Below are 18,824 nucleotides of genomic sequence, written 5' to 3' on the forward strand. Positions count from 1 at the left end.
TGCTCCTATAGATGTTTGATCATAAATACGCGGCGCAGGCCGTGTTCCTCGGCGCGATGGGTTTGCACATAGCCACGGCGACTGTACAGCGCGAGGTTCTCGGTCATCACCTCATTGGTGTACAGGCGGATGGCACTGTAGCCGGCATCAAGTGCCTGCTGTTCGGCAAAATCCATCAGTTGTCGGCCGAAACCAAGGCCCTGGGCTTGTGGGGTGACGGCGAGGTTATCCAACAGCAACGCCGTGTCGGTGTGCCTCAGGATAACAACGCCTTGAACCTGCCCGGCGTGGTCCAGCACATGCACGCCCCCGTCTTCGACCAACTGCGGGTAGTCCTCCAGCATTGGCCCGGGCTTGCGGCCGATGCGCTCAATGTAGGGCGCATAGGCAGCCTGGACGATGGCCTCGATAGCGGCACTATCGTCGGCAGTGGCGGGGCGTATCAATTCAGCGTGCTCCTGTCATAACGGCTCAGTCCACTGGCGCTTCGAAGATCGCTTCGATGGGCCGTTCGAACACCTTGGCGATATTGAACGCCAGCGGCAAGCTCGGGTCGTAGCGGCCGGTCTAGATGGCGTTGATGGTCTGGCGCGACACGCCCAGGCGCTGCGCCAGATCGGCCTGGGACCAACCCAGTTCTGCGCGTAACTGGCGCAACTGATTATTCATTGATAGCGCCTTGTGCCAATGATTGTGGCCACACACCAGACGCCGCCCATGATCGGCCAGACCATGAAGGCCGACAGGCGCGGCAGGCCCGCGGTTTCCAGGAAACCGTCGCTGAAGTTTAAGCAAAGGATGCTTTACGTTGGGTGTGCAGGTTTTTCATGTCAAGCACGCTTTACAACTGCAGTGGCCAGGCATAAAAAAACCACCCGCAGGTGGTTTTAAACACTCAAGCGCTTACTCGCCGCGATAGATGCAACCGCTGGTGCAGGTCTCGTGGATGCGAATCGCGCTGAGTTCCGGCAACAGGGGCTTGAGTTCGGTCCAGATCCACTTGGCCAGCACTTCGCTGGTCGGATTCTCCAGGCCAGGGATGTCATTGAGGTAGTTATGGTCGAGGCGCTCGTAGAGCGGCTTGAAAATCGCCTTGATTTCCGAGAAATCGCGGATCCAGCCGGTATGGGGATCCAGGTCGCCGCTCAGGTGGATAGCCACCTTGAACGAATGCCCGTGCAGGCGTCCGCATTTGTGGCCTTCCGGTACATGGGGCAGGCGGTGGGCGGACTCGAAGGTAAACTCTTTGAAGATTTCCACGGTGTGACCTGTAGGGCTTGTGTTGCGTGGCTTGTGGAATATTGCCAGTAACTGGTGTACTGATCAATGTACTGATTGGTCGTTGCTGGGCGTTGTTGATGTCATCCACTCAGCAATTGCCGACTGGCGCCAAGCGACCGAATTGGGGCCTATTCTAACCTGTTTTGGGAATGTGCCTTCCCTGATCCGCCGATAAACTGTATTGCGGCCCAGGCCGGTGGTGTAAAGCACCTCGTCGAGGCGCAGGAAACGATCAATTTTCTCTGCTGCTGCCATGTTGATTCTCCGTGCCGCGGGCGGCGTGAGTCAATGAGCCGCGCTGGGCGGCAGAAGTTGGGTTAGGGCTTGGCTGAATGCTTCGTGAGCATTGCCTTCTTCTTGACGATGGCGTCTGCTCGCTTCTGAAGCGCACTCCACTGCTCATCCAGCCGGCGCCAACCGGCCTCAATGGCTTTCTCCTTGGAGGTGAACAGATCTGCCTGGTGGTAGATCTTCCGGCTTTGCGCTCGCATCCAGCCGTCCGAGCTGTAGATGCCAACGATCTCGACTTTCTTTGGCGCGAAGCCTGCGGTCAGCACCCACGCCTCATAGGGAAATTGGTTTTCAGTCATGCAGGAATACCTCGCCCGCCGCTCACCGACAGGCATGTAGTGGGGGTTACATTTCGATAACAGTTCAGCAAGTGACAGCGCTGAAGTGTTTCGCCGAAAATTTGATATTCGGTCGCGCTGAGGCAGCCTAAGCATCTGAGCGGGCAGTTATTTATTGCTCGGCTATCTGGTCAGGCTACTCAATGAGGAGGTGTTTGCAGTGTTCAGGGGATACATCGTTGCAATGTTGGCCGTCGCCATATCAACGTTGGTGGCAGCTGAGGAACTACCGCAAGGGCCGTTGCTTCAGCGCTTTGGTGATGCCATTAATGAGTTGCCCAAACCAGCATCGCCCCCAGAGGCAAAAGCTACTCCACGCGAATTGCACATCGAAGGCCAAGAGGCGCTCAATAACCCTGGCAGACCCGCCATGCGCGATATGGAAAAAACTGGCAATCCAAGCATCGACAACATGCATGCGCGGGATAGAGATGTCTGTAGAAGAGTTCAAGCGGCAGCATTAGGGCAGGGAAGAGGTTTGAGTTTGGTTTGTGAGTAAGAGGGGGCTACTAAGATAATAGTGTTACCCGCTTGAACTCGACCACCCAGACCCACGGGTTGGCTTCCCACGACTCGGTGCCGTTGATCGAAGTCCAGAGATCCCGGAAAGCGAAACCGGCGGGTCGATCCACGCCGGTGACTTGGAACGCCTCAACTGCGCTGGTGCATGCGCCCTCGGCCTTGGCCTGGTCCTCGGTGATGTCCTGCAGCCGCTCGACGCGCACGGCGGTGATCTCCAGCAGGATGCGGCACGCAACCCGAGGCATGTGGATGCTGGGTTTGTACTTCAGGCCGAAGTCCTTCCTCGCCTCGTCGCTGTGTGACCCAGGTCGGCAGTCGGCAGCGTAGGCGTAGCGCTGGAGCGGGCCGTCCGTGTCTGGGCGATGCTCAACGCCAGTGCCGCGCAGATCGATGAAAGTCTCGCGCACCCACAGCCGGTCTCCGGGCTTTCCGAACCGGCAAAAGTCGTTGTAGTAATCAACGCTGTTCGGGTGCAACGGGCCTTCAGTAGGCAGTTCGTGGCACTCGCCGAGCCGAACGCCGTAGCCGATGTTCTTCAGCGCATGAGCATTCAAGGCCCTGCGTGTGACCGTCTTCCGGCCTTCCATGATGGCGCGCACCATCGGCGCCGAGAATAGGATGGGCCGTTCCTTTACTTGAGACATAGCTTCGCCTTGGCCACATATCGTGGCAGTGAATAGAGGGAGGGTTACAGCTGAGGGTGGTGGCTTTACGGCATCGCCGATATTGCGTAGAGTGCGCGAACCCTGAGTCTCCTCAGTCAAGTCGAAAGATCAAGCTTTACGGGGCATATCCGTAATTTCATCTGCCGAATAGGCAGTTGCATGAATTACACAGCGGGTACCCGTTGCGTCGTTCTATTTTGACTTAACCCAGGAGGTTCTTATGCAAATTGAGATTACTATCAGGCTAGATCTGAAGTTCTTGATCGTGCTGCTGAAATGCGCATTATCTTGATCTGATGGTTGCCCCGGGTTGCAGAGCCGCACCCGGGTTTCCCTCCCCTCTCCAAAAAGTTTTGGAGAGCATCATGCAGCGACAGCCTGCCGCTCAGTAATAGTCCACGGATCGTTGGCCCGCGCTAGCGCTGCCATCGGCGGCGGACTTACGCTGTTGCCGCACATGTGCACCTGCTGAGTCTTGGTGAACGGCTTGCCGTCGGCGCCGTGGCTGATGATGTAGTCGGCGGGGAATCCCTGGGCCTTGTACAGCTCGGCCGGCTTCAGCATCCGCAGGCAGATGTCGACGATCACATAGGGCGTGCCTTTGACCATCACGGTGACCATGGCGAGACGGTCCTTGGTGGTTATCGTCGGCGCCGGCGAGTCGCATGCGCTGATGTTCTCGGTGCCGTAGTAGCTGATCAGGAAAGCCGCGACCCGCAGTGCGCCGGCTTCGTGTTCAGGCGACAGCGTGAGCGACACAAGCGAGCTCTTGCCACCGCCGCCGGCAGTGATGGTCGGCGCCGGTTCTTCCAGGCCCTGACCAATGCTGCCGCCGAATGCCCGCTCCATGAATGCACTGACCAAGCCGTGGTGCTGGCCGCCGGCGCTGACGGTGTGCAACGGGTCGTTAACGTCCCGTGCATCGCAGTTGCCACGTAGGTGCACCAGGTTCGCGACTGCCAGTTGCTGCTGGCTGCCGGTGTTGGTCACCGTGGTCATGGGTTCGTGCATGCCCTTGGCGTGCGTGGTGTTGAATCCGCCATTGGCCTGGATCATCACGGCGGCGCTGACGGACTGGCCGCCGCCGCTGGCAGTGACGGTGCCCACCGGGCCGCAGATGTCGTTCACTCCATGGGATCGGCGTTTGTTTGCGCCAGAACCTTCCCCATGTTCGGCCTGGACTATGCAGGCCGAAGCCAGCGCTCGATGGTTCTGTGTCATAAGCGTGCCCACCGGCTGGTCCATGCCCACCGGCTTGCCTGAGTACGCCGGACCACCGGCCCCAACCATCAACGGGCTGATCAGCGTCAGCTCGCCGCGGTTTGCGCAGGTCACTGTCGGCAGCGGTTCGAGTGGGTCGTTGATTCGGTCGCTGCCCTGGTGCGTTGCCGGTGCGATGATAGGGCTGACCACCGAGAAGGCGCCGCCCTTTGGGTAGGAGGTGATTGTGCGCAGCGGCTCGCCGGCCGATTGCACGGTCTCTCCCGACCAGTTGGCGATTGGCACAATAAACGGCGTCGCGCTATCGATGACAAACTTCTTCATGCCCTTGGCAACGCGGCGCAGGGTGGCCGGGGCCAGGTCCTTCTTGCGGCCGAAGATGCTTTTGCCCAGGTCAGTAAAGTCGATGCAGTCAGCGGCGGTCTTCCACTTTTGCTGTCCCTTGGTGGGGTGCTTGGCGTGGGTTGGCTCCGGCCACACGATTGGCTGACCGTCGCACCGGGCGATCATGAACAGGCGCTCCCTGCTGGTCGGCGCGCCGAAGTCGCAGGCCTTGATGACTTTCCACTCAACGACATAGCCCATGCCTTCCAGCAAGGCCACGAAGCGGCGCCATGTGCGTCCCCGCTGCTTTGGGTCGGGAATCAGGAACTGCTGGCCCACCGGCACGACCTCACCAGGTGCCGCAACGTCGCCGCCGAGTTTCACCACGCGGCCGGTGGACTTGTCGCGCTTGGCGATCAATCGGCCCCATTGCAGGATCTGTTTCACGTTCTCCAGGCTGATTACCCGTGGCCGCTTCATGCCCGCCCACTTGAGGCCGATCCACGAAAGGTTGCGGATGTCGCGCTTGCGCGGTTGCCCGCCGGCCGCCTGGCTGTGGTGCGTGCAGTCCGGTGACATGTGGAACCAGCCGACGGCCTTGCCGCCACACTCGGTGTCCGGATCACCCTCGAACACGTCGGTGGTGAAGTGCCGGGCGCCTGGGTGGTTCACTGTGTGCATGCTGATCGCTTGCGGGCTGTGGTTCTTCGCCACGTTCACCGTGCGGCCCAGGCCCATTTCCAGCCCGGTACCGGCGCCGCCGCCGCCACAAAAGAAGTCGACAACGATCTCATCGTCCTGAGGGTTGAAGCCGAGTCCGTATTGGGTTTTGAAATCGAAGGGGTGTTTCTTTTGTTGTGCGGACATAGGGTATCCTCAGCGAGACTGTGACTTAAAAAGGAGATGTAGATGGAGTTTCTATACAGAGGCGTCAGCACTGAATTCGATTCCAATGCAGGAGCGCGAATCAAGGCGAAAGGAGAAGATGAAGAACTGGAATTTATGGCTGGTGATGATCAAGTAATGGTGGGAAACTCTTTGAATACCATTAGCGCATCACAGCGCAACGCTATGCACGGCCACAACATATGCAGTGATATATACAAAACTTCATTTGTGTCCTTTACGACGGATATTAAAGTTGCAGAAAAATTCGCTACTGATCTTGGCTATGCAAATGGCTACGTCTACGTCGTCAAAACGTCAGTTCTCGACAAGCTCGGTATTCCCTACAAAACTCAACGGGCTCAAGTTAATGATGAAGAGCAGGAGGTGCTCGTCAATCTAACTGGATTCGAATGCCTGCCAGAGTCCGCTATTGTCGAAAAGAAAGAGGTTCAAGGGCGTTTTCTTTGACGCCTCTTAAACTATGGTGATGGCGGATCAGGCTGTCTGACGCTGCCCAAGCACCTGCTGGCGTGCGGCTTCAAACTCGCTGCCGAGGATCTCGGCGGCGCCCTCGATACTCTCGTTTCCATCCTCAAGCCGTAGGCCGAGGTTCAGGTACACGACCTCGTCCAACTCGAAGAACACGCCGCCGCACATCCACAGCGCGCCGGGGTTCAGGCCGATCGCCTCCCATGCCTCATCCATGTCGATGCTGGCCGGACAATGCTCCTTCCACAGTGCCGACAGGCGCTCATGTTCGACGACCTGGGCGGCGCGCGCTTCCTTTGGTGTTCCTTTCGCCGGCTTGGCGCTTGAACGCAGGGCGCGGTAGTCGTACTGGTCGGGGCGGCACCAGTGCACGTCTAGTTCGCGGCTATCACTGATCTTCACGCCGCCGACGTAGCTTCGATTACCTGACCGCATCGGCGAGGCCGCACCCCCGAACACCTGGCCAAGTTTGGCGCGCTGGGCGTCCCACTCTTTGCGCTTGGTTTCCCAGGCGATGACCGCCGCAACCACGGCAGGGTCGGTGGTCTTGTACATGTAGTTGCTCATGGACTATCTCCAGTCAGGCGCCGCCCTCCGGTGGCCGGTGGTGGCAATTTGGTTTGGGTTGGGGTATTACGGGTGACCGGCATGGAGCCGGATCAAGGAGCGACATGAAACTCTTCTTAAGCCACAATTCAAAAGATAAGCCTACAGTTAGGCACGTAGCCTCCTACTTAGAGCAGAAAGGATATGAGGTGTGGCTGGATGAGTGGGAGATGACGCCGGGCGATTCACTCATCTCTAAAATTTCAGAGGGTGTTGAGGGCGCTGATAAACTTTTAGTGTTCCTATCGCCAACTTCAGTTGAATCTGAATGGGTTAAAAAAGAAGTTAATGGCGGTCTGATAATGGAGGTGGCCGAGGAGAAGGGTCTCGGTAATAAGTTTGTGATACCTGTTTTGATTGAGGCTTGTAAGGTTCCATTCATATTGCGCGAAAAACTCTACTCTAACTTTACGGATAAATCTTTCGAAGACGCTTGCGAGGAATTGGTCTCAGGTATCGAAGACAAAGCTAGGAGAAATAAGCTTGAGCCTTATTCAAATGCAGTAATTAAACCTTATGATTTGGGGCGGCGTAAAGATGGAAAGTTTGTGTTGATTGTTGAAGTGACCAGCAACCTTTCACCTATAAATGGATTGACGGTTGAGATTCACACGAACGGGTTCTTGCATACTTCAGAGCGTATAGGCGCGTCTGGCGATATAAACCCTACTGGTGTCATAATGACAAGCTTTTCGAACACTACCACTAATTCTGATAATGTTTGTTTCTTCAGGAGATTTACAGGGCCTGAGATTAAAAAAGGAGTTAGTTATTTTGTTGAGTTTATATCCGAACAACCTGTAGTAATAAACTCCCTTGGGTATGCTGATGGATACGGCAAGAAAGTTTGATATTTAGAGTTTTTACCTGATGCGCACGTTACTGCCTAGTGTTGGGCAGTAACGCAAACTGTTGCTGGGCGCAGCAATTAGGGTGGGTTATTCGTCGCCGTCGTCTTCGGCGTTCATTAGGAGCGATTCGGCGAAGCCTGCTTGCCGTAATTTGCGCGCCACGTTTTCAGATACGCTCATATCGTGGCGCGGAATTGCGAGCAGGTAAGCGGACTTCTCGGCGCCCAACGAGTGGGCGTGTGCGATCAACCGCCAGATGGTCACCCGGTCTTTCGTCTCGCCAAGTTCTGTGGTGAGTGCCGCCAGCCGGTCACGCATTCCCTGACGAAAATAGTGGCGGATAATGTCGGACGGACCTTTGACCTTCGGCGGCGCTGGAGGAATATCCTCGGCCCGGCTATTCAGTACCAGCAGTTGCACCGCCTCGCTAACTTCCTCGATCTCATGCCAGAGCATCAGCTCGTCGAGCATCTGCCGGGTTCCGTACGGGACTGTGTGCCGCAATTCCTGCTCGCCCAGTTCCTGCCGCTTCTCGGCAAGCTTGGCCGTGCGTTCCTTCTGTTCGGCAGCCATGGCCTACCTCTTCTAATCCGCTGGCCGGCAGTGCGAGCCAGGTTTGACGTTTGCGTTGCTGGACTCGTTTCTTCATCTGAATGCAGGCTTCAGCTTTGGATAGTCGATTCCGTAGTCTTCGATCAGCCTGTAAAGCAGGTTGTAGCTGATCTTCAGCGTGTTACAGCACTGCTGCCGACTGATCCCCTCCGCAATGCATTCTTTGATGCGAACGACCAGGAAGGCATCCCTTATTGAGTCGATCCGGTTTGGTGGGCTGGGCTGCTTGGGCCGGATGGGAAACTTGATTCCGTACCGGCCAGCTATTCCCTTGAGGACGCCGAGGGTTATTCCTTCCTTCGCGCAGATATCACGACGGCTCATCGTTGCCGCCATTTCCTTGATTCTCGATACCTGCAATTCGGTTTCGGTCTTGACTGCCGGCCGGTGAAAAGTGGGTGGTTGCTTCGGGCCTGGAGTTCGAGGAGCGGGCTGACACTGAGTATCGATCTTGCCGCCGACCGCCAGGTACTGGTCAACCTGGGCGGCCAGTTCGTCCGATGCTGGGCGTAGCGCCTCGACCAGGCTTAGGTGGTTGCTGATCATGCTGCCGCCTTGGCCAGCGTCACCCCGGCCATGCTGAAGTTTGCACCCTGCGCCGCGACCATTGCGTCGAGCGCTTCCCAGTTGACCAAAAGGACAGTGGTCGGCGCCTGACCGTATGCCACTGCTTTGATCAGTGCCTCGAAGTCCGTCACGTTCGCCTGCAGCGCTACCTGCTCGACCGCGTGGCTCGTTACTGGCTTTGTAGCCTGGGCGACGGGTGCCGCTGTCTGGACTGGCGTGGCGCGGACTGGCTCGGGCGCCGCCACCTTCTCCACGACTGGCTCTGGCTTGATGGCTGCCAGTCGCTGGGCTTCCTGCTCTTCGGCGATGCGCTTCGCGTCGGCCTTTGCCTGCTCCGCCTTCTGGTGTTCGGAGATGCGAAATTTGATCAGCGTTACCAGGTCATCGTTGGCCTTGGTCACCAACTGCTGCACGTCGCTGAACAGGAAGGCATGATCAACGGCGAGCTCTGCCAGACTGGTCAGGTTCAAGCGGATGCCGTCAGCAGCCTGACTTGCATCGATCTTCGCCCGGGCCAGTTCGGTATCAACTGCGTCCTGGAGGCTGGCGATGGTGCGCTTGTTCTTCATGGCGCCGGCGAAGTCCGAAACAACATGAGGCAGCGTGACTTTGCCCAGCGTCTTGTTGATTGCGGCGATGTGATCCGCCAATGCCAGTTCGGCTTTTTGCTTGATGTTGGTCTTCACCAGCAGCTCTTGAGCCTTCACCAGCTTGTCGACTTTTAGGCGAGTCTCGCGAGCATGGGCACTGATGCGATCCAGCGACGAAAACAGCTCATCGATGCTTTGGGTCTGCGACAGAGCCTGTTTCTTGGCGGCAGCGACAGCCTCTTCGACGTCACCACACCACTTGACGGCCTTCTTGGCGTCGGCGAAGTCCTGGTCGGTTGAGAGCGTAGTTTTGACAGAGTCGATGACAGCCAGCGCCGAGTCTTCAAACACTCTCAAGTTACTGGCGGTTACCATGCCGGTCAGTTCGATGCGCAGGGCTGGCAGCTCGTCAGGTGCCTTGCCGACGACGATTGAAGGAGCCTCGGCCATCTCGAAGTTGTCCAGGTCTGCCTCGAACTGTTTCCAGCCTTCGATCAACTGGGCCGCGCGCCCGGCGACGGGCCGGTACTCCATGTGCACTAAGTTCTCCGGCGTGCCGTCCGAGCAAACAAAGATGACCCGCTCAGCGCCGCTCACCAGCAGTTGCTGCTCAAGCTGCCAGTAGTAGTGCGGAGCCAGGTCGCCGGCCTTCACCTGGGCCACGACCGACTCATTCCAGAGTTTGTGCTCAAACAGTGTCTCGCCGAGCATCGTAGCGCCGTCCATGGAGGCGAGCAGGTTGCCCTCGGTAGCAACGATCGGATAAAGCTCTTCGCCGATAAGTGCTTCGGCCAGCGGGCGAGCCATGGCTTCGGTTGCGTGGCCTTTGTCGAAGATGAACTGCTGAGACGGCGTGACGTCCGGCGTGATGCCGGTCTTTTTGGCCGCCAGCAGATCCGTGCGGGTCTGGTACTTCGAAGCGCCCATCATCGCAGGGGCTTCAGAGGCAGTGCGGAACTTGGCGCGAAGGGCAAGCCACTCGGCGGAGCCTTGAGCTACGTTGTGAATTTTCATGCTGAATCTCCATCGAGGGCTTTGAGGTTGGTGATTTTTTCAATCTGCGCCGGGCTCAGCGTGTACTTGCTGCTGATGGTCGCAATGAGGTGTTCAGGGCTGGTTCGGTTCGAGTCGATAAGTGGCTGCCACTTCACGATGTTCTCGGTAAGCAGTTCGTCGGAGTAGGCGGGCAGCACTTCCGGTTCAGGCTGGGCTTGCTGTCGTGGGCTGACATCGCGTGCCGGCTCCTCGAACGCTTTGCCTTCCATCTCGTCGGCCGTTGGCGCAGACCCAACCTCAGGGAATGCTTTGCGCAGGGCCTGGGCCTCGGCGCATTTGGCGAGCTGGGCAAATGCTCGACGCTTCCACATTGCGTTGGGCGCCGCGGTGTCCTTGCTCGATGTCGCATAGTTTTCAAGCCAGCGCTCATTGGCCGTGTACTCGGCGACCAGGCCGTTGCTCATCTGCCGCTTGACGGTCACGCGGCACCATTCGGGATACGTGACTTCGACGCCGCTCAGCTTCGTGGTTACTGGAGGGCCATATTCAGGCTCGCTGATTCCAGCGTACTGGCCGGTGCGCGCCGCCTGGATGCGGTACAGCCCGATACCTGGCATCACTGTGTCCTGCATCTTTTTCGTCTTCGAGTTCCAGATCGGGACGATGTGCACCGGCTTCAACATTGGGTCCAAGTGCGCGGCTTGGCAGTAAGCCAGCACCATCACTACAGAGTTCTTTTCGGCGCCGGGGTAGAGGCTGCTGCTCAGCACTTCAACGAGCGCGGCCTCCGACATCGCAGGCGTGTTGTCGTCCTGCTTCATTACTGCGGACATGGAGATTCCTTGCCGCGATGCTCGCAGCGATGTGAGGTGTGGGGAAATAAGAGTTGATAAACGTTCTTATTCGTATTTAAGATACGTAATAACATATCAACTCAACGCAAGGAGCCTCACCTATGAAAGTGCTGTCCTCACTCAAAGAAGCGAAAAACCGTCACCGCGACTGCCAGATCGTTATGCGCCGTGGCCGGATCTACGTGATCTGTAAATCCAATCCGAAATTCAAAGCTCGGCAGGGCAGTGCGAAAAACAAGAACAAGGGCAAAGGCTGATCAGCGCTGTTGTTGATCTTGCTGCTGAACCCGGTATCGCAGGACCTGGAGCACTCGACCGCCGTAGCCAGGTTCTGCGTATTGCTCAACCGGTGCCCCGAAGAAGCCGCGCCGTTCGGCAAGGCTGTAGGCCTCGCGCAGGTTATGAGCGCTAATATCTTCGAGCTGCTCGTCGATCAGTGATTTAACCGGTGCGGTAGTCATGCCTTCTCCTTGCGCCGCCGGCTGACATCCAGGAGGCGTGCGCTATACCAATGAAATTCTTCTGCGTTGATGGCACCCAAGGTGAAGTGGCGCACGATCAAACCCTCAGCCAAGATCTCGTCGAGGGCGGGCTTATCTGGATCCTCAAGCGCAAACAACGCTTTATCGATCTCAACGTAGGGGCTCACAGTTCGTTATCCTCGGCCTGGGCGATAAGAGCGTCATCAGCCAAAGGTTGAAGGAGGCGTTCGGCAATCTCGCCTAGTTTTCCCAGTGGATGGTCGCTCCGGCCGAGTAGCTCCAGTGCTTCCGATTTCACCCTCGAACCCGCCATCCCTGCGATCAGTAAGTAGCCCAGGGCTGGAGTGTCGACGCCGCAGTCAGCAAGTAGGTTGTTGGCGTACTCATCGACAGCCAGTGCGAACTGGTAGGCCGTGACGCCTTGCTGGGGGTGCATGTGGCGCTTGAACACCACGCTGCCACCTCTGGCCAGCTCTTCGGCTGCGTTGTACAGCCATTCGCTGCGAGCCAATTGCAGAGAGGTTTCGCTCACCGGAGGCGGCAGTTGTTCGTCGTGCTCAAACCGAGCCTTGCGTAGTGCTGACATGGTCGCCTCCAAAGTGGCGGGTTGTTCACCTGTATTCGTCAACACTCATGCCTCCCGCTGGTTGCCGATGGGCGCGGGGGAGGAGTGCTGACGTAATAGAGGTAGTGGGGGGGAAGGGTGAAGGCTTATCGCACTGCTATATTTGAACCAGTTGTTCGAGGCCGAGGAGAGCGAAATGAGCAGGGATGAAAGCAGGTACAAAGCAACTTGCAGCGCTTGTGGTCATGCGGGTGTTCAGGTCAGGAGCTCAGATGACTGGGGGCGTACCGAAGAGTGGTGGGAGGGCTTTGATACCACTCCCGCAAATGACTACGAGTACTATCGGAAAAGATCTGATGCACTCGTGCCTGTCTGTAAGTGCGGAAGCAAAAACATCGATGTTGGAGAAGTCATACCCAGCTGAAGAGGCTCATCGATATTGGTGTTCACACAGCCAGTTCTGCGCACTCAGCCCGGCGCACCATCCGCACCTGGGCCATTCGCCTTTCCGGCGCCCGGCGATCACGACGCAGGGAGTCGTCACTGATCATCGAGTGCATGGTGATCAGCGTCGCCAGCACAATGCACACCGGCGTGATGATCTGGCGCTTCATCGCCTCAGCCACCAAAGCAGTGCGCTTCGTCACGCCCAGCTTGAACATCGCATTGGTCAGCCGCTTCTTGACGGTGCCTGCCTCAATGCCTGCCTCCCGGGCGATCTCCTTCGAGGTGAAGCCCTGGGCAATCCAAAGCAGGAACTGAAGCTCTCGCGGCGCCAGGCCTCGTCCGAGGTGGCCTTTCCATGAACCGTTGATGATTGTTGCTTCCATCGTGGTGACCCTCGGCTGGTTTCCCGTTAGGCCCTGTTGCCAAGGACTATCGGTGAAACCCCCGACCTCGCTACTGGCGTCAGGCCGGAGTTGAATCGAACTACCGAGAAATCCTCGGTAGTTCCAAATTTTTCTTCCAGCCGCGGGCCTTTCGGCTTGTTCTCCCGCTGGATAACTCGTCTTGGCGCTTTACGCTGCACGCCCGGGTCAGTTGCCAACCCTCTGAACCGTTGAGGCCGGTTCATCGCTGCCTTTGAATCTGGGCCGGTGGTGATCCGGCAAGTGGTGTCGCTAAAGAGCGGCGCAGGTTTCTCTGCTGGCGATTCGCTGTGGCGTCTCGATGGGTGTAAATATAGGTAATCCCATATTTATCGTCAATGGGTATTCCCATATATTTTATGGGAGGCGATAAAAAACCCGCTCAACGGCGGGCTCATTTAGTAATCGCAGTACTCGCGCCAGCCGATCCTGACGGCGCCGTCATCCAAGTGCTCGATCCTGATGCCGACGGTGTCGCCGATGTCCTGGATGACCTGGCGCCAGGCTTCAGGGCTTTCATCGTCGCGCCTGGAAACCTCGACCAACTGAATCCTTTGGACCCGTGGAGAGGCGATCAAGCCTTGCAGGCGGCGGCCAACAAGCTCGTAGGAGTTTCGTGGTTTTGATGCGGAGTAGGGTGCCTGGTTCATGCGTCGCTCCTTGCGAATGCTGTATGCATACACAGTATTTGTACTGACATATCTTGGCAATAGGGTGGCAGGAGGTTTCATGCATAAATGCATATTTTGTTTTCTGCCTGCCGTCTGTGCAGATTCTGCGAATGAGGAGCAGCGAGGAGGCAAGCGAAGCAAATTCTGCAGTGAGCCAACAAAAGATTTGATTGATAGCCCATCAGTGTTGATCATCAGTCGCTTAATGAGGATGGAGCAGTTATGACTCACGCACGGAAGATCTCAGTATTCGTCTTATTGTGGCTCCTCAGCTCCTGCACGATGACAGGACCAAAATTCACGCCACTTGAAAACGTTGATTCTCAAAAAGGTGTTCTCTATGTCTACCGGCCCAGTAATTACGATATGGGCCTAATGACCGCCTTGATTTCTTTGGACGGAAAGCAGATAGCGTCTCTAGAGAACGGCGGTTACGTAGCTTTGCCTGTTACGCCAGGTGAGCACACGATCACCCAGAAATGGAAGGCTGGAATTTTGGGCAATTCCGATCTTGAGGGGGGCACCACGACCACTGTAGTCGGTGTTAAACGATCAGATGCCTCCTACGTTAGCCTCACATCCAACAGCACGAGAGTGCAGGCAAAACAATTCAATGCTGTCGCTGTTGACCTGCAGTGGCAACTCAATAAAGTGCCCCCGGATCAGGCATTGCCCGAGATTTCTCAATGTAGAAAGGTTGTGGCGATCTAGGTGATCGGTGGGCGATATCTAGATCTAAATCGCAGACAAAGAAAAGCCCGCGATGGGGAGTAGCGGGCTTAAAGGGATGTTCACTAGGAGCTGAGGTAACCATAGGTCCTCTACTGTGAAAAGGTTGTGAAAGGTGGCGCTCAGTAGGACGTAGCGATTGCATGAGCCAGTTGCATGTCAGACATCAGTGGCGCGCTGTAGGTCGAGCGATAGTACCTAGATGCTTGCTCAAACTGAGCGCCGCGAATCTCGCCGTCCGATCCGATGAACGCAAGGGCGTCAGCCTTTGCAGGCTTGAAGTTATTCGATGCGAGCATGGTGAACCCGGTAGTGCCTGCAACGGTGTAGGTTGGAGCCATCAGTACAGACAGCATCGAGTTGTTATAGGAGTCATCGGACCCCTCAGAGGCATGAGCGTTGATCGATACCAGTAGGGCTACCGTCATAATCTTCCATGAATCCATTCTTCGTTACTTCCATTGCGTTTAAAGTAGAGCGCGATCGGGCTCCAGCGGGGGGGAGCCAGAAGGCCGTCACTGCGGGCATCTTTAGGTCGACATCAGAGCGAGGTCGCTATCGCCTGCGCCAGCTGCATGTCGGACATATGAGGCGATGTGTAGGCCGAACGATAATACCGGGACGCCTGCTCAAACTCCGCAGCGCGAATCTCGCCGCCTGAACCGATGAATGCTAAAGCGTCGGTCTTGGCCGACTTGAAAACCTTTGGCGGCTCGGTCGTGAGGGATGTGGTCGCCCCAATTAAAATGGTTGGCGCGGAGATTGTGAGAAATATTGCTGCAGCGATAGGGTTAGCGCCATCACCTGATACGGCCTGCGTGCTGACCGATGCCAGTAAGGCGATCGCCAGGGTCTTCCATGAGTCCATGCTTCGTTGCGTCCACTGCGATCAGAGGGGCCACCATAGCAGAGGAGGGCGCTTGGCAGAAACAAGAAGCCCGGCGCTGAGTCGGGCTCGATGATGGCTGCTTATGCTGCTACCGCCAGGGTAACAGCTCTCACAAGCACCAGGATCTTCACAAGGCGGCCTTCAGAAGGACTTTGCATTCGGCGTCGTATTTTTCACGCAGCTTGGCAGTGCTAGCTGGCGTCATCCGCCCTGGTGTCTCTTTGTGCAATTCCACCATTTTTTGCGCAACTTCTTCCTGAGCCTCCGGGGTATAGCCAGCATGCACCAATAGTACATAGGAGGCTCTTGAGGACTGACTGCGGCTTATGTCTGGCTGGTCACCAGCTACTGAAAGCACTTCGTAGTAGGCCGCGCAGTGGATGTCTCTTTCTTTTTTGGTGTCGGCTTGGGCGGTTAAGGAGATGCAGGTGAAGATGGCGCATAAGGCCAGCGGCATCGAGGATAGGCGCATGAAAACGAGTCCATTCGAGAGGGAGGGCTCAGATTTTATCATCTCAAGTTGGAGATACAAGAAGCCCGGCGCTGGGCCGGGCTTATTAGTGGCAGTCACGCCATACCTTCGCGAGATGTGAAAGGTATCTCATGACCGCTGGGTTTCGGGCGGAACCGTGCGCATCGGGGCAAAAGAAAGCGAGTATTTGATACGAGTCCTCCTCTAGCTCTCCCTGTACGTAGACCAGCGCTGCATCTTCGTTTGGTCTGTTTCTGTCACATGTTCTGTAGTATTGGGCTACGTTCTGCCTGAAAGACCCAGGCGGAAGCTTGATATGGATGTGGGAAAGGTGAGCGTCAAGGGCGGCTTGGGGTTGGGTATATGGTGCATCCCTACCGAAATACAGGGGCACATTCAGACGATCCGAATCAATATACGACTTGAAATCGCGAGCAATGTTCGAAGAAAGCCCCGGATACTTTAGATCGATAGGCTTGAAAAATTCATCGAATGTTGCCGGGTTGAAGTCTACTGAGCAGGACATCCATTCCCTTATGCGATTATCGCCATGCGGGCACTGGTATGATCCGCCAGAGCCTTCAATCCTTCGAAATTAATCCCTGTGTCTACATAAGCATGAACTGCTACTGCCTGCTTGTGCAGATTTTCAAGCTGTACCAGACGCCCTCTGACACCGGCCACTACACGCCTAAAGGCTGTGTGTGCTGAAACAACGTCTGATGGGGGAGTGCTTGTGGCGAGCGCTGACTCGAGACCCCTGACGGCATGGACGAGTTCAGATATGCGCGCGAAGTCCTGGCGCGAAGCATCACCTCTTTTCAGGGTGGTGCGCACAGCTTCAGAAAAAATCACATCTAGCTCCTTCCATCCGATGGTCAGCTGGATGAGCGTCTCTTGAATTTTGACAAGCGAAGCGTAGTTGCAGGCAGTCTCAAATTGAGAGACGGGCTTAACGTGATTTGCAGCTTCCGCATAATTCCCGACTAACGCCATAGCGGAAAAAAGCATCTGCATAGAAATGTTGCGGTAATCCACGATAGGCCTCCTTACGCTCACTATCCCTAATCGGCAAAAGTAGCCATTTCTTTAGGGTGACGGTTAGACGGCAGCGTCTGCCGAAAAAGTCACAACACGATGATACGTCAATCGAAAACAATTTCCGACTGGTAAAGAGGGGGGAATAGACGACTGGCAGCGTAAGAGAATGCTTACACGAAAAATCAGAGAAATAGGGTTTCTCGAACCGCCGCCAAGCCTTGGAACTGCTCGAGCAATGATGCCCTGCGTGCTTTGATGTCAGCCGCTCGCACTATAGAAGTGGTTCAGCGCTATCAGCTCAAACACAGCCACGAAGGCGCAGAGCACAACGAAGCCCGGGCTGAACACCCGCTTGCGATTAGATGAACTGTCGTCCGGCCAAATGCCAGCTTCGGTTGTGAAAACCACCATGAGCGCCAGCAGAGTATAGGTCCACACCTTGCTCCAAAAGCTCTGCTCTCGCCATGCACTCACTGGTCTTGCCATCCACGGTAAGGGCAATTCATCGCTTTGAGGCGGCGTCTAAGCGCTGGAGATTCAGAGGAGTCGTAAACCCATAGACCAGAGTAGGCCTGTGGGGAGAACTGAAGGGCGTCTCTAACAAACGCCTCACTCGCGAGTCCCTGGAACTCCCGACATTGCTCAACTCGCTCGGCTTCCGTAGCTGGCATTGGCATGGCTTCGATTTTCTTTTCGTACTCGGTTTTTTCAAATAGCTTGCTGTAGCAGCCTGTGACAAATAGTGGCGCGACTATCAGTGCCGCGACCCGTAAGGCATTCATCCCACATTCCCTTGTGTATACGAGCGCTAATCAGCTCGCGATATTTCGATTTAGCTTGCCGCTCGGGCATATCCGCCCCGGCACACTTGCGGATCAGTAAAACTTCTGCAGCGCCTGCACAACCACGCCCACGATCCGGCAGTTCTCGTCGACTGCTTCGATGGGGTAGCTGGGGTTCAGTGGTTTCAGGAACAGCCGGCCGCCATCGCTGACCAGCTTCTTGAATGTGGCTTCGTTGCTGTCCGGCAGCTTGGCCACGACCAGCTTACCTGGTGCGACCTCAGCCTCAGTGTCCACAAGGATCAGCGTGCCCTCGGTGATGCTCTGGCCGGCGGGCGCCGTCATCGAGTCTCCTTTAACGGTTAGCCAGAATGCTGGGCCTTTGGCGTCGTACTCCGAAAACTCGTAAGTGTCCGAAATTCCAGTCGGGTAGGGCTCCACGGCTTCCGCCCAGGCGCCGGCGGCAACCCAGCTCACTACCGGGTAGCGAAATGATTTGGTGGGCTGAGCGGCGGGGGAAATGTTCGATTCACTAGGGCCGGAGGTCGACCCAGGGGCCAGCATTGGCCCGATCTCGTCAGAGAGCCATTTGGCGCTCACCCCGCATGCATCGGCAATCTTCACGACGTGCGCGGTGGCTTTCGATTTTCCACGCTCAAGGTCAGAAATCGACGTCTGCGTGATACCAGCTTTAGCGGCCAATTCGCCCTGGTTGAGCTTGGCGTGCCGGCGCGCTGCCTTTAAACGATCTTTGAATTCCATCCGGCGAGTATTACGGGTGCTCCCATATCCTTGCAAATCGGTATTCCCATAACCTACTATATGGGTATTCCCGTATGGAGGGGCGATATGAACAGTATTTACAAAGACCTCGTTGCCTTCATTGGCACTCAGGAGGTCACTGCTGAAAAGCTCAAGGTTGATCAAAGCACCGTTTCCGGTTGGGTTCGCGGGAAGCACGGCATGTCTCCAGTGGTTGCCAAGCGAGCGGAGGCGGTGACCGGAGGTGCGTTCAAAAAAGAGTCCCTTTGTCCGTCGTTTCCTTGGGCCGAGATGGCCGCCTAAGCGAGGTCTCTATCCGCAAATCCGTGTACCCAGTATCGGCTCAGACGGTCTGCAAAGTAAGAAACCTGAAGTCGCTGGAGTTTTATCCAGTGGGTTTTGAAAGAGGGAAACGGGGAGTAGGGCGGGGACGTTGGCGCTTCAGTGCCGAATTCCAGGCAATAAAA

The 18,824-nt window shown here is 56.4% G+C and carries 29 protein-coding genes and 1 pseudogene; 6 read left to right on the forward strand and 24 right to left on the reverse strand.

The features are described 5' to 3' along the window. Positions 1 to 5 precede the first annotated feature (5 nt). The 5 genes and pseudogenes from HX790_RS25065 to HX790_RS25085 all read right to left on the reverse strand — a co-directional run bounded on the left by HX790_RS25065 (position 6) and on the right by HX790_RS25085 (position 1,871). Positions 6 to 446: a GNAT family N-acetyltransferase gene (locus tag HX790_RS25065; RefSeq protein ID WP_170040682.1), complete on the reverse strand. Its 441-nt coding sequence runs from the start codon at positions 444 to 446 to the stop codon at positions 6 to 8. A 25-nt stretch (positions 447 to 471) separates the two neighbouring features. Further along, positions 472 to 669: pseudogene (locus tag HX790_RS25070) on the reverse strand (helix-turn-helix transcriptional regulator). Positions 670 to 903: 234 nt separating this feature from the next. Next, the gene (gene queD, locus HX790_RS25075; protein ID WP_003237990.1) at positions 904 to 1,260 is read right to left on the reverse strand and encodes a 6-carboxytetrahydropterin synthase QueD; all 357 of its coding nucleotides are present in this window, start codon (positions 1,258 to 1,260) and stop codon (positions 904 to 906) included. A 63-nt stretch (positions 1,261 to 1,323) separates the two neighbouring features. Then, complete coding sequence (locus tag HX790_RS25080) at positions 1,324 to 1,536, reverse strand: AlpA family transcriptional regulator (protein ID WP_081609232.1); 213 nt, start codon at positions 1,534 to 1,536, stop codon at positions 1,324 to 1,326. 62 nt (positions 1,537 to 1,598) lie between these two features. Then, on the reverse strand, positions 1,599 to 1,871 hold the full coding sequence (locus tag HX790_RS25085; RefSeq protein WP_176992345.1) for a hypothetical protein: 273 nt from the start codon (positions 1,869 to 1,871) through the stop codon (positions 1,599 to 1,601). Between the two features lie 154 nt (positions 1,872 to 2,025). On the opposite strand from HX790_RS25085, the gene HX790_RS25090 reads away from it, so the two are divergent. Next, positions 2,026 to 2,409: a hypothetical protein gene (locus HX790_RS25090; protein WP_176992346.1), complete on the forward strand. Its 384-nt coding sequence runs from the start codon at positions 2,026 to 2,028 to the stop codon at positions 2,407 to 2,409. Between the two features lie 10 nt (positions 2,410 to 2,419). Here HX790_RS25090 and HX790_RS25095 read toward each other — a convergent pair whose 3' ends face one another. Next, positions 2,420 to 3,076 carry a hypothetical protein gene (locus HX790_RS25095; RefSeq protein WP_176992347.1) on the reverse strand — a complete coding sequence of 219 codons (657 nt, stop codon included), beginning with the start codon at positions 3,074 to 3,076 and terminating at the stop codon, positions 2,420 to 2,422. A 384-nt stretch (positions 3,077 to 3,460) separates the two neighbouring features. Beyond that, positions 3,461 to 5,509, reverse strand: coding sequence for a DNA cytosine methyltransferase (locus tag HX790_RS25100; protein ID WP_176992348.1), 2,049 nt, complete (start codon positions 5,507 to 5,509; stop codon positions 3,461 to 3,463). A gap of 42 nt (positions 5,510 to 5,551) precedes the next feature. Between HX790_RS25100 and HX790_RS25105 the strand changes: the two genes are divergently transcribed. After that, a complete protein-coding gene (locus HX790_RS25105) occupies positions 5,552 to 5,998 on the forward strand; it encodes a hypothetical protein (RefSeq protein ID WP_176992349.1) in 447 nt (148 codons plus the stop codon). Positions 5,999 to 6,025: 27 nt separating this feature from the next. On the opposite strand, the gene HX790_RS25110 is transcribed toward HX790_RS25105, so the two are convergent. After that, a complete protein-coding gene (locus HX790_RS25110; RefSeq protein ID WP_176992350.1) occupies positions 6,026 to 6,586 on the reverse strand; it encodes a hypothetical protein in 561 nt (186 codons plus the stop codon). Positions 6,587 to 6,690: 104 nt separating this feature from the next. Here HX790_RS25110 and HX790_RS25115 point away from each other — a divergent pair, with 104 nt between their 5' ends. Further along, positions 6,691 to 7,476: a toll/interleukin-1 receptor domain-containing protein gene (locus HX790_RS25115; RefSeq protein ID WP_176992351.1), complete on the forward strand. Its 786-nt coding sequence runs from the start codon at positions 6,691 to 6,693 to the stop codon at positions 7,474 to 7,476. An 87-nt stretch (positions 7,477 to 7,563) separates the two neighbouring features. On the opposite strand, the gene HX790_RS25120 is transcribed toward HX790_RS25115, so the two are convergent. From HX790_RS25120 to bet, 4 genes are all read right to left on the reverse strand, one after another. Beyond that, positions 7,564 to 8,049, reverse strand: coding sequence for a hypothetical protein (locus HX790_RS25120; RefSeq protein WP_176992352.1), 486 nt, complete (start codon positions 8,047 to 8,049; stop codon positions 7,564 to 7,566). A 72-nt stretch (positions 8,050 to 8,121) separates the two neighbouring features. Next, complete coding sequence (locus HX790_RS25125; RefSeq protein ID WP_176992353.1) at positions 8,122 to 8,634, reverse strand: hypothetical protein; 513 nt, start codon at positions 8,632 to 8,634, stop codon at positions 8,122 to 8,124. Beyond that, entirely contained in the window at positions 8,631 to 10,259 is a 1,629-nt protein-coding gene (locus HX790_RS25130) for a YqaJ viral recombinase family protein (protein WP_176992354.1), read from the reverse strand. Before HX790_RS25130 ends, HX790_RS25125 begins: the two co-directional genes overlap by 4 nt. After that, positions 10,256 to 11,062, reverse strand: coding sequence for a phage recombination protein Bet (gene bet / locus HX790_RS25135; protein WP_176992428.1), 807 nt, complete (start codon positions 11,060 to 11,062; stop codon positions 10,256 to 10,258). Before bet ends, HX790_RS25130 begins: the two co-directional genes overlap by 4 nt. A gap of 134 nt (positions 11,063 to 11,196) precedes the next feature. On the opposite strand from bet, the gene ykgO reads away from it, so the two are divergent. Continuing rightward, positions 11,197 to 11,352 carry a type B 50S ribosomal protein L36 gene (gene ykgO, locus HX790_RS25140; protein WP_019816741.1) on the forward strand — a complete coding sequence of 52 codons (156 nt, stop codon included), beginning with the start codon at positions 11,197 to 11,199 and terminating at the stop codon, positions 11,350 to 11,352. Here the strand turns inward: ykgO and HX790_RS25145 are convergent, their stop codons facing one another. The 5 genes from HX790_RS25145 to HX790_RS25165 all read right to left on the reverse strand — a co-directional run bounded on the left by HX790_RS25145 (position 11,353) and on the right by HX790_RS25165 (position 13,661). Further along, positions 11,353 to 11,556: a hypothetical protein gene (locus HX790_RS25145; RefSeq protein WP_176992355.1), complete on the reverse strand. Its 204-nt coding sequence runs from the start codon at positions 11,554 to 11,556 to the stop codon at positions 11,353 to 11,355. Next, entirely contained in the window at positions 11,553 to 11,744 is a 192-nt protein-coding gene (locus tag HX790_RS25150) for a hypothetical protein (RefSeq protein ID WP_176992356.1), read from the reverse strand. The genes HX790_RS25145 and HX790_RS25150 overlap by 4 nt, the downstream gene beginning before the upstream one ends. Beyond that, a complete protein-coding gene (locus HX790_RS25155) occupies positions 11,741 to 12,163 on the reverse strand; it encodes a hypothetical protein (protein WP_176992357.1) in 423 nt (140 codons plus the stop codon). Before HX790_RS25155 ends, HX790_RS25150 begins: the two co-directional genes overlap by 4 nt. Positions 12,164 to 12,588: 425 nt before the next feature. Next, positions 12,589 to 12,972: a response regulator transcription factor gene (locus HX790_RS25160; protein WP_176992358.1), complete on the reverse strand. Its 384-nt coding sequence runs from the start codon at positions 12,970 to 12,972 to the stop codon at positions 12,589 to 12,591. A 437-nt stretch (positions 12,973 to 13,409) separates the two neighbouring features. Beyond that, positions 13,410 to 13,661: a DUF1654 domain-containing protein gene (locus tag HX790_RS25165; RefSeq protein ID WP_176992359.1), complete on the reverse strand. Its 252-nt coding sequence runs from the start codon at positions 13,659 to 13,661 to the stop codon at positions 13,410 to 13,412. Positions 13,662 to 13,904: 243 nt separating this feature from the next. Between HX790_RS25165 and HX790_RS25170 the strand changes: the two genes are divergently transcribed. Then, positions 13,905 to 14,393, forward strand: coding sequence for a DUF2846 domain-containing protein (locus HX790_RS25170; RefSeq protein WP_176992360.1), 489 nt, complete (start codon positions 13,905 to 13,907; stop codon positions 14,391 to 14,393). Between the two features lie 140 nt (positions 14,394 to 14,533). Here HX790_RS25170 and HX790_RS25175 read toward each other — a convergent pair whose 3' ends face one another. The 7 genes from HX790_RS25175 to HX790_RS25200 form a co-directional block, all read right to left on the reverse strand. Next, complete coding sequence (locus HX790_RS25175; RefSeq protein ID WP_176992361.1) at positions 14,534 to 14,857, reverse strand: DUF2388 domain-containing protein; 324 nt, start codon at positions 14,855 to 14,857, stop codon at positions 14,534 to 14,536. Between the two features lie 95 nt (positions 14,858 to 14,952). After that, positions 14,953 to 15,279 carry a DUF2388 domain-containing protein gene (locus tag HX790_RS25180; RefSeq protein ID WP_176992362.1) on the reverse strand — a complete coding sequence of 109 codons (327 nt, stop codon included), beginning with the start codon at positions 15,277 to 15,279 and terminating at the stop codon, positions 14,953 to 14,955. A 148-nt stretch (positions 15,280 to 15,427) separates the two neighbouring features. Next, entirely contained in the window at positions 15,428 to 15,772 is a 345-nt protein-coding gene (locus tag HX790_RS25185; RefSeq protein WP_176992363.1) for a hypothetical protein, read from the reverse strand. An 85-nt stretch (positions 15,773 to 15,857) separates the two neighbouring features. Then, a complete protein-coding gene (locus HX790_RS25190; protein ID WP_176992364.1) occupies positions 15,858 to 16,298 on the reverse strand; it encodes a type II toxin-antitoxin system YafO family toxin in 441 nt (146 codons plus the stop codon). 8 nt (positions 16,299 to 16,306) lie between these two features. Continuing rightward, the gene (locus tag HX790_RS25195; RefSeq protein ID WP_176992365.1) at positions 16,307 to 16,810 is read right to left on the reverse strand and encodes a hypothetical protein; all 504 of its coding nucleotides are present in this window, start codon (positions 16,808 to 16,810) and stop codon (positions 16,307 to 16,309) included. Positions 16,811 to 17,071: 261 nt separating this feature from the next. Continuing rightward, positions 17,072 to 17,299, reverse strand: coding sequence for a hypothetical protein (locus tag HX790_RS29665; protein WP_256349282.1), 228 nt, complete (start codon positions 17,297 to 17,299; stop codon positions 17,072 to 17,074). A gap of 389 nt (positions 17,300 to 17,688) precedes the next feature. After that, entirely contained in the window at positions 17,689 to 18,357 is a 669-nt protein-coding gene (locus HX790_RS25200) for a LexA family transcriptional regulator (protein WP_176992366.1), read from the reverse strand. A gap of 87 nt (positions 18,358 to 18,444) precedes the next feature. On the opposite strand from HX790_RS25200, the gene HX790_RS25205 reads away from it, so the two are divergent. Further along, entirely contained in the window at positions 18,445 to 18,660 is a 216-nt protein-coding gene (locus HX790_RS25205) for a YdaS family helix-turn-helix protein (protein ID WP_176992367.1), read from the forward strand. The last annotated feature ends 164 nt before the right edge of the window (positions 18,661 to 18,824 follow it).

The sequence above is a fragment of the Pseudomonas sp. IPO3747 genome (genome assembly GCF_013385245.1).
In the GTDB taxonomy this organism is placed as follows: Bacteria; Pseudomonadota; Gammaproteobacteria; order Pseudomonadales; family Pseudomonadaceae; genus Aquipseudomonas; species Aquipseudomonas edaphica.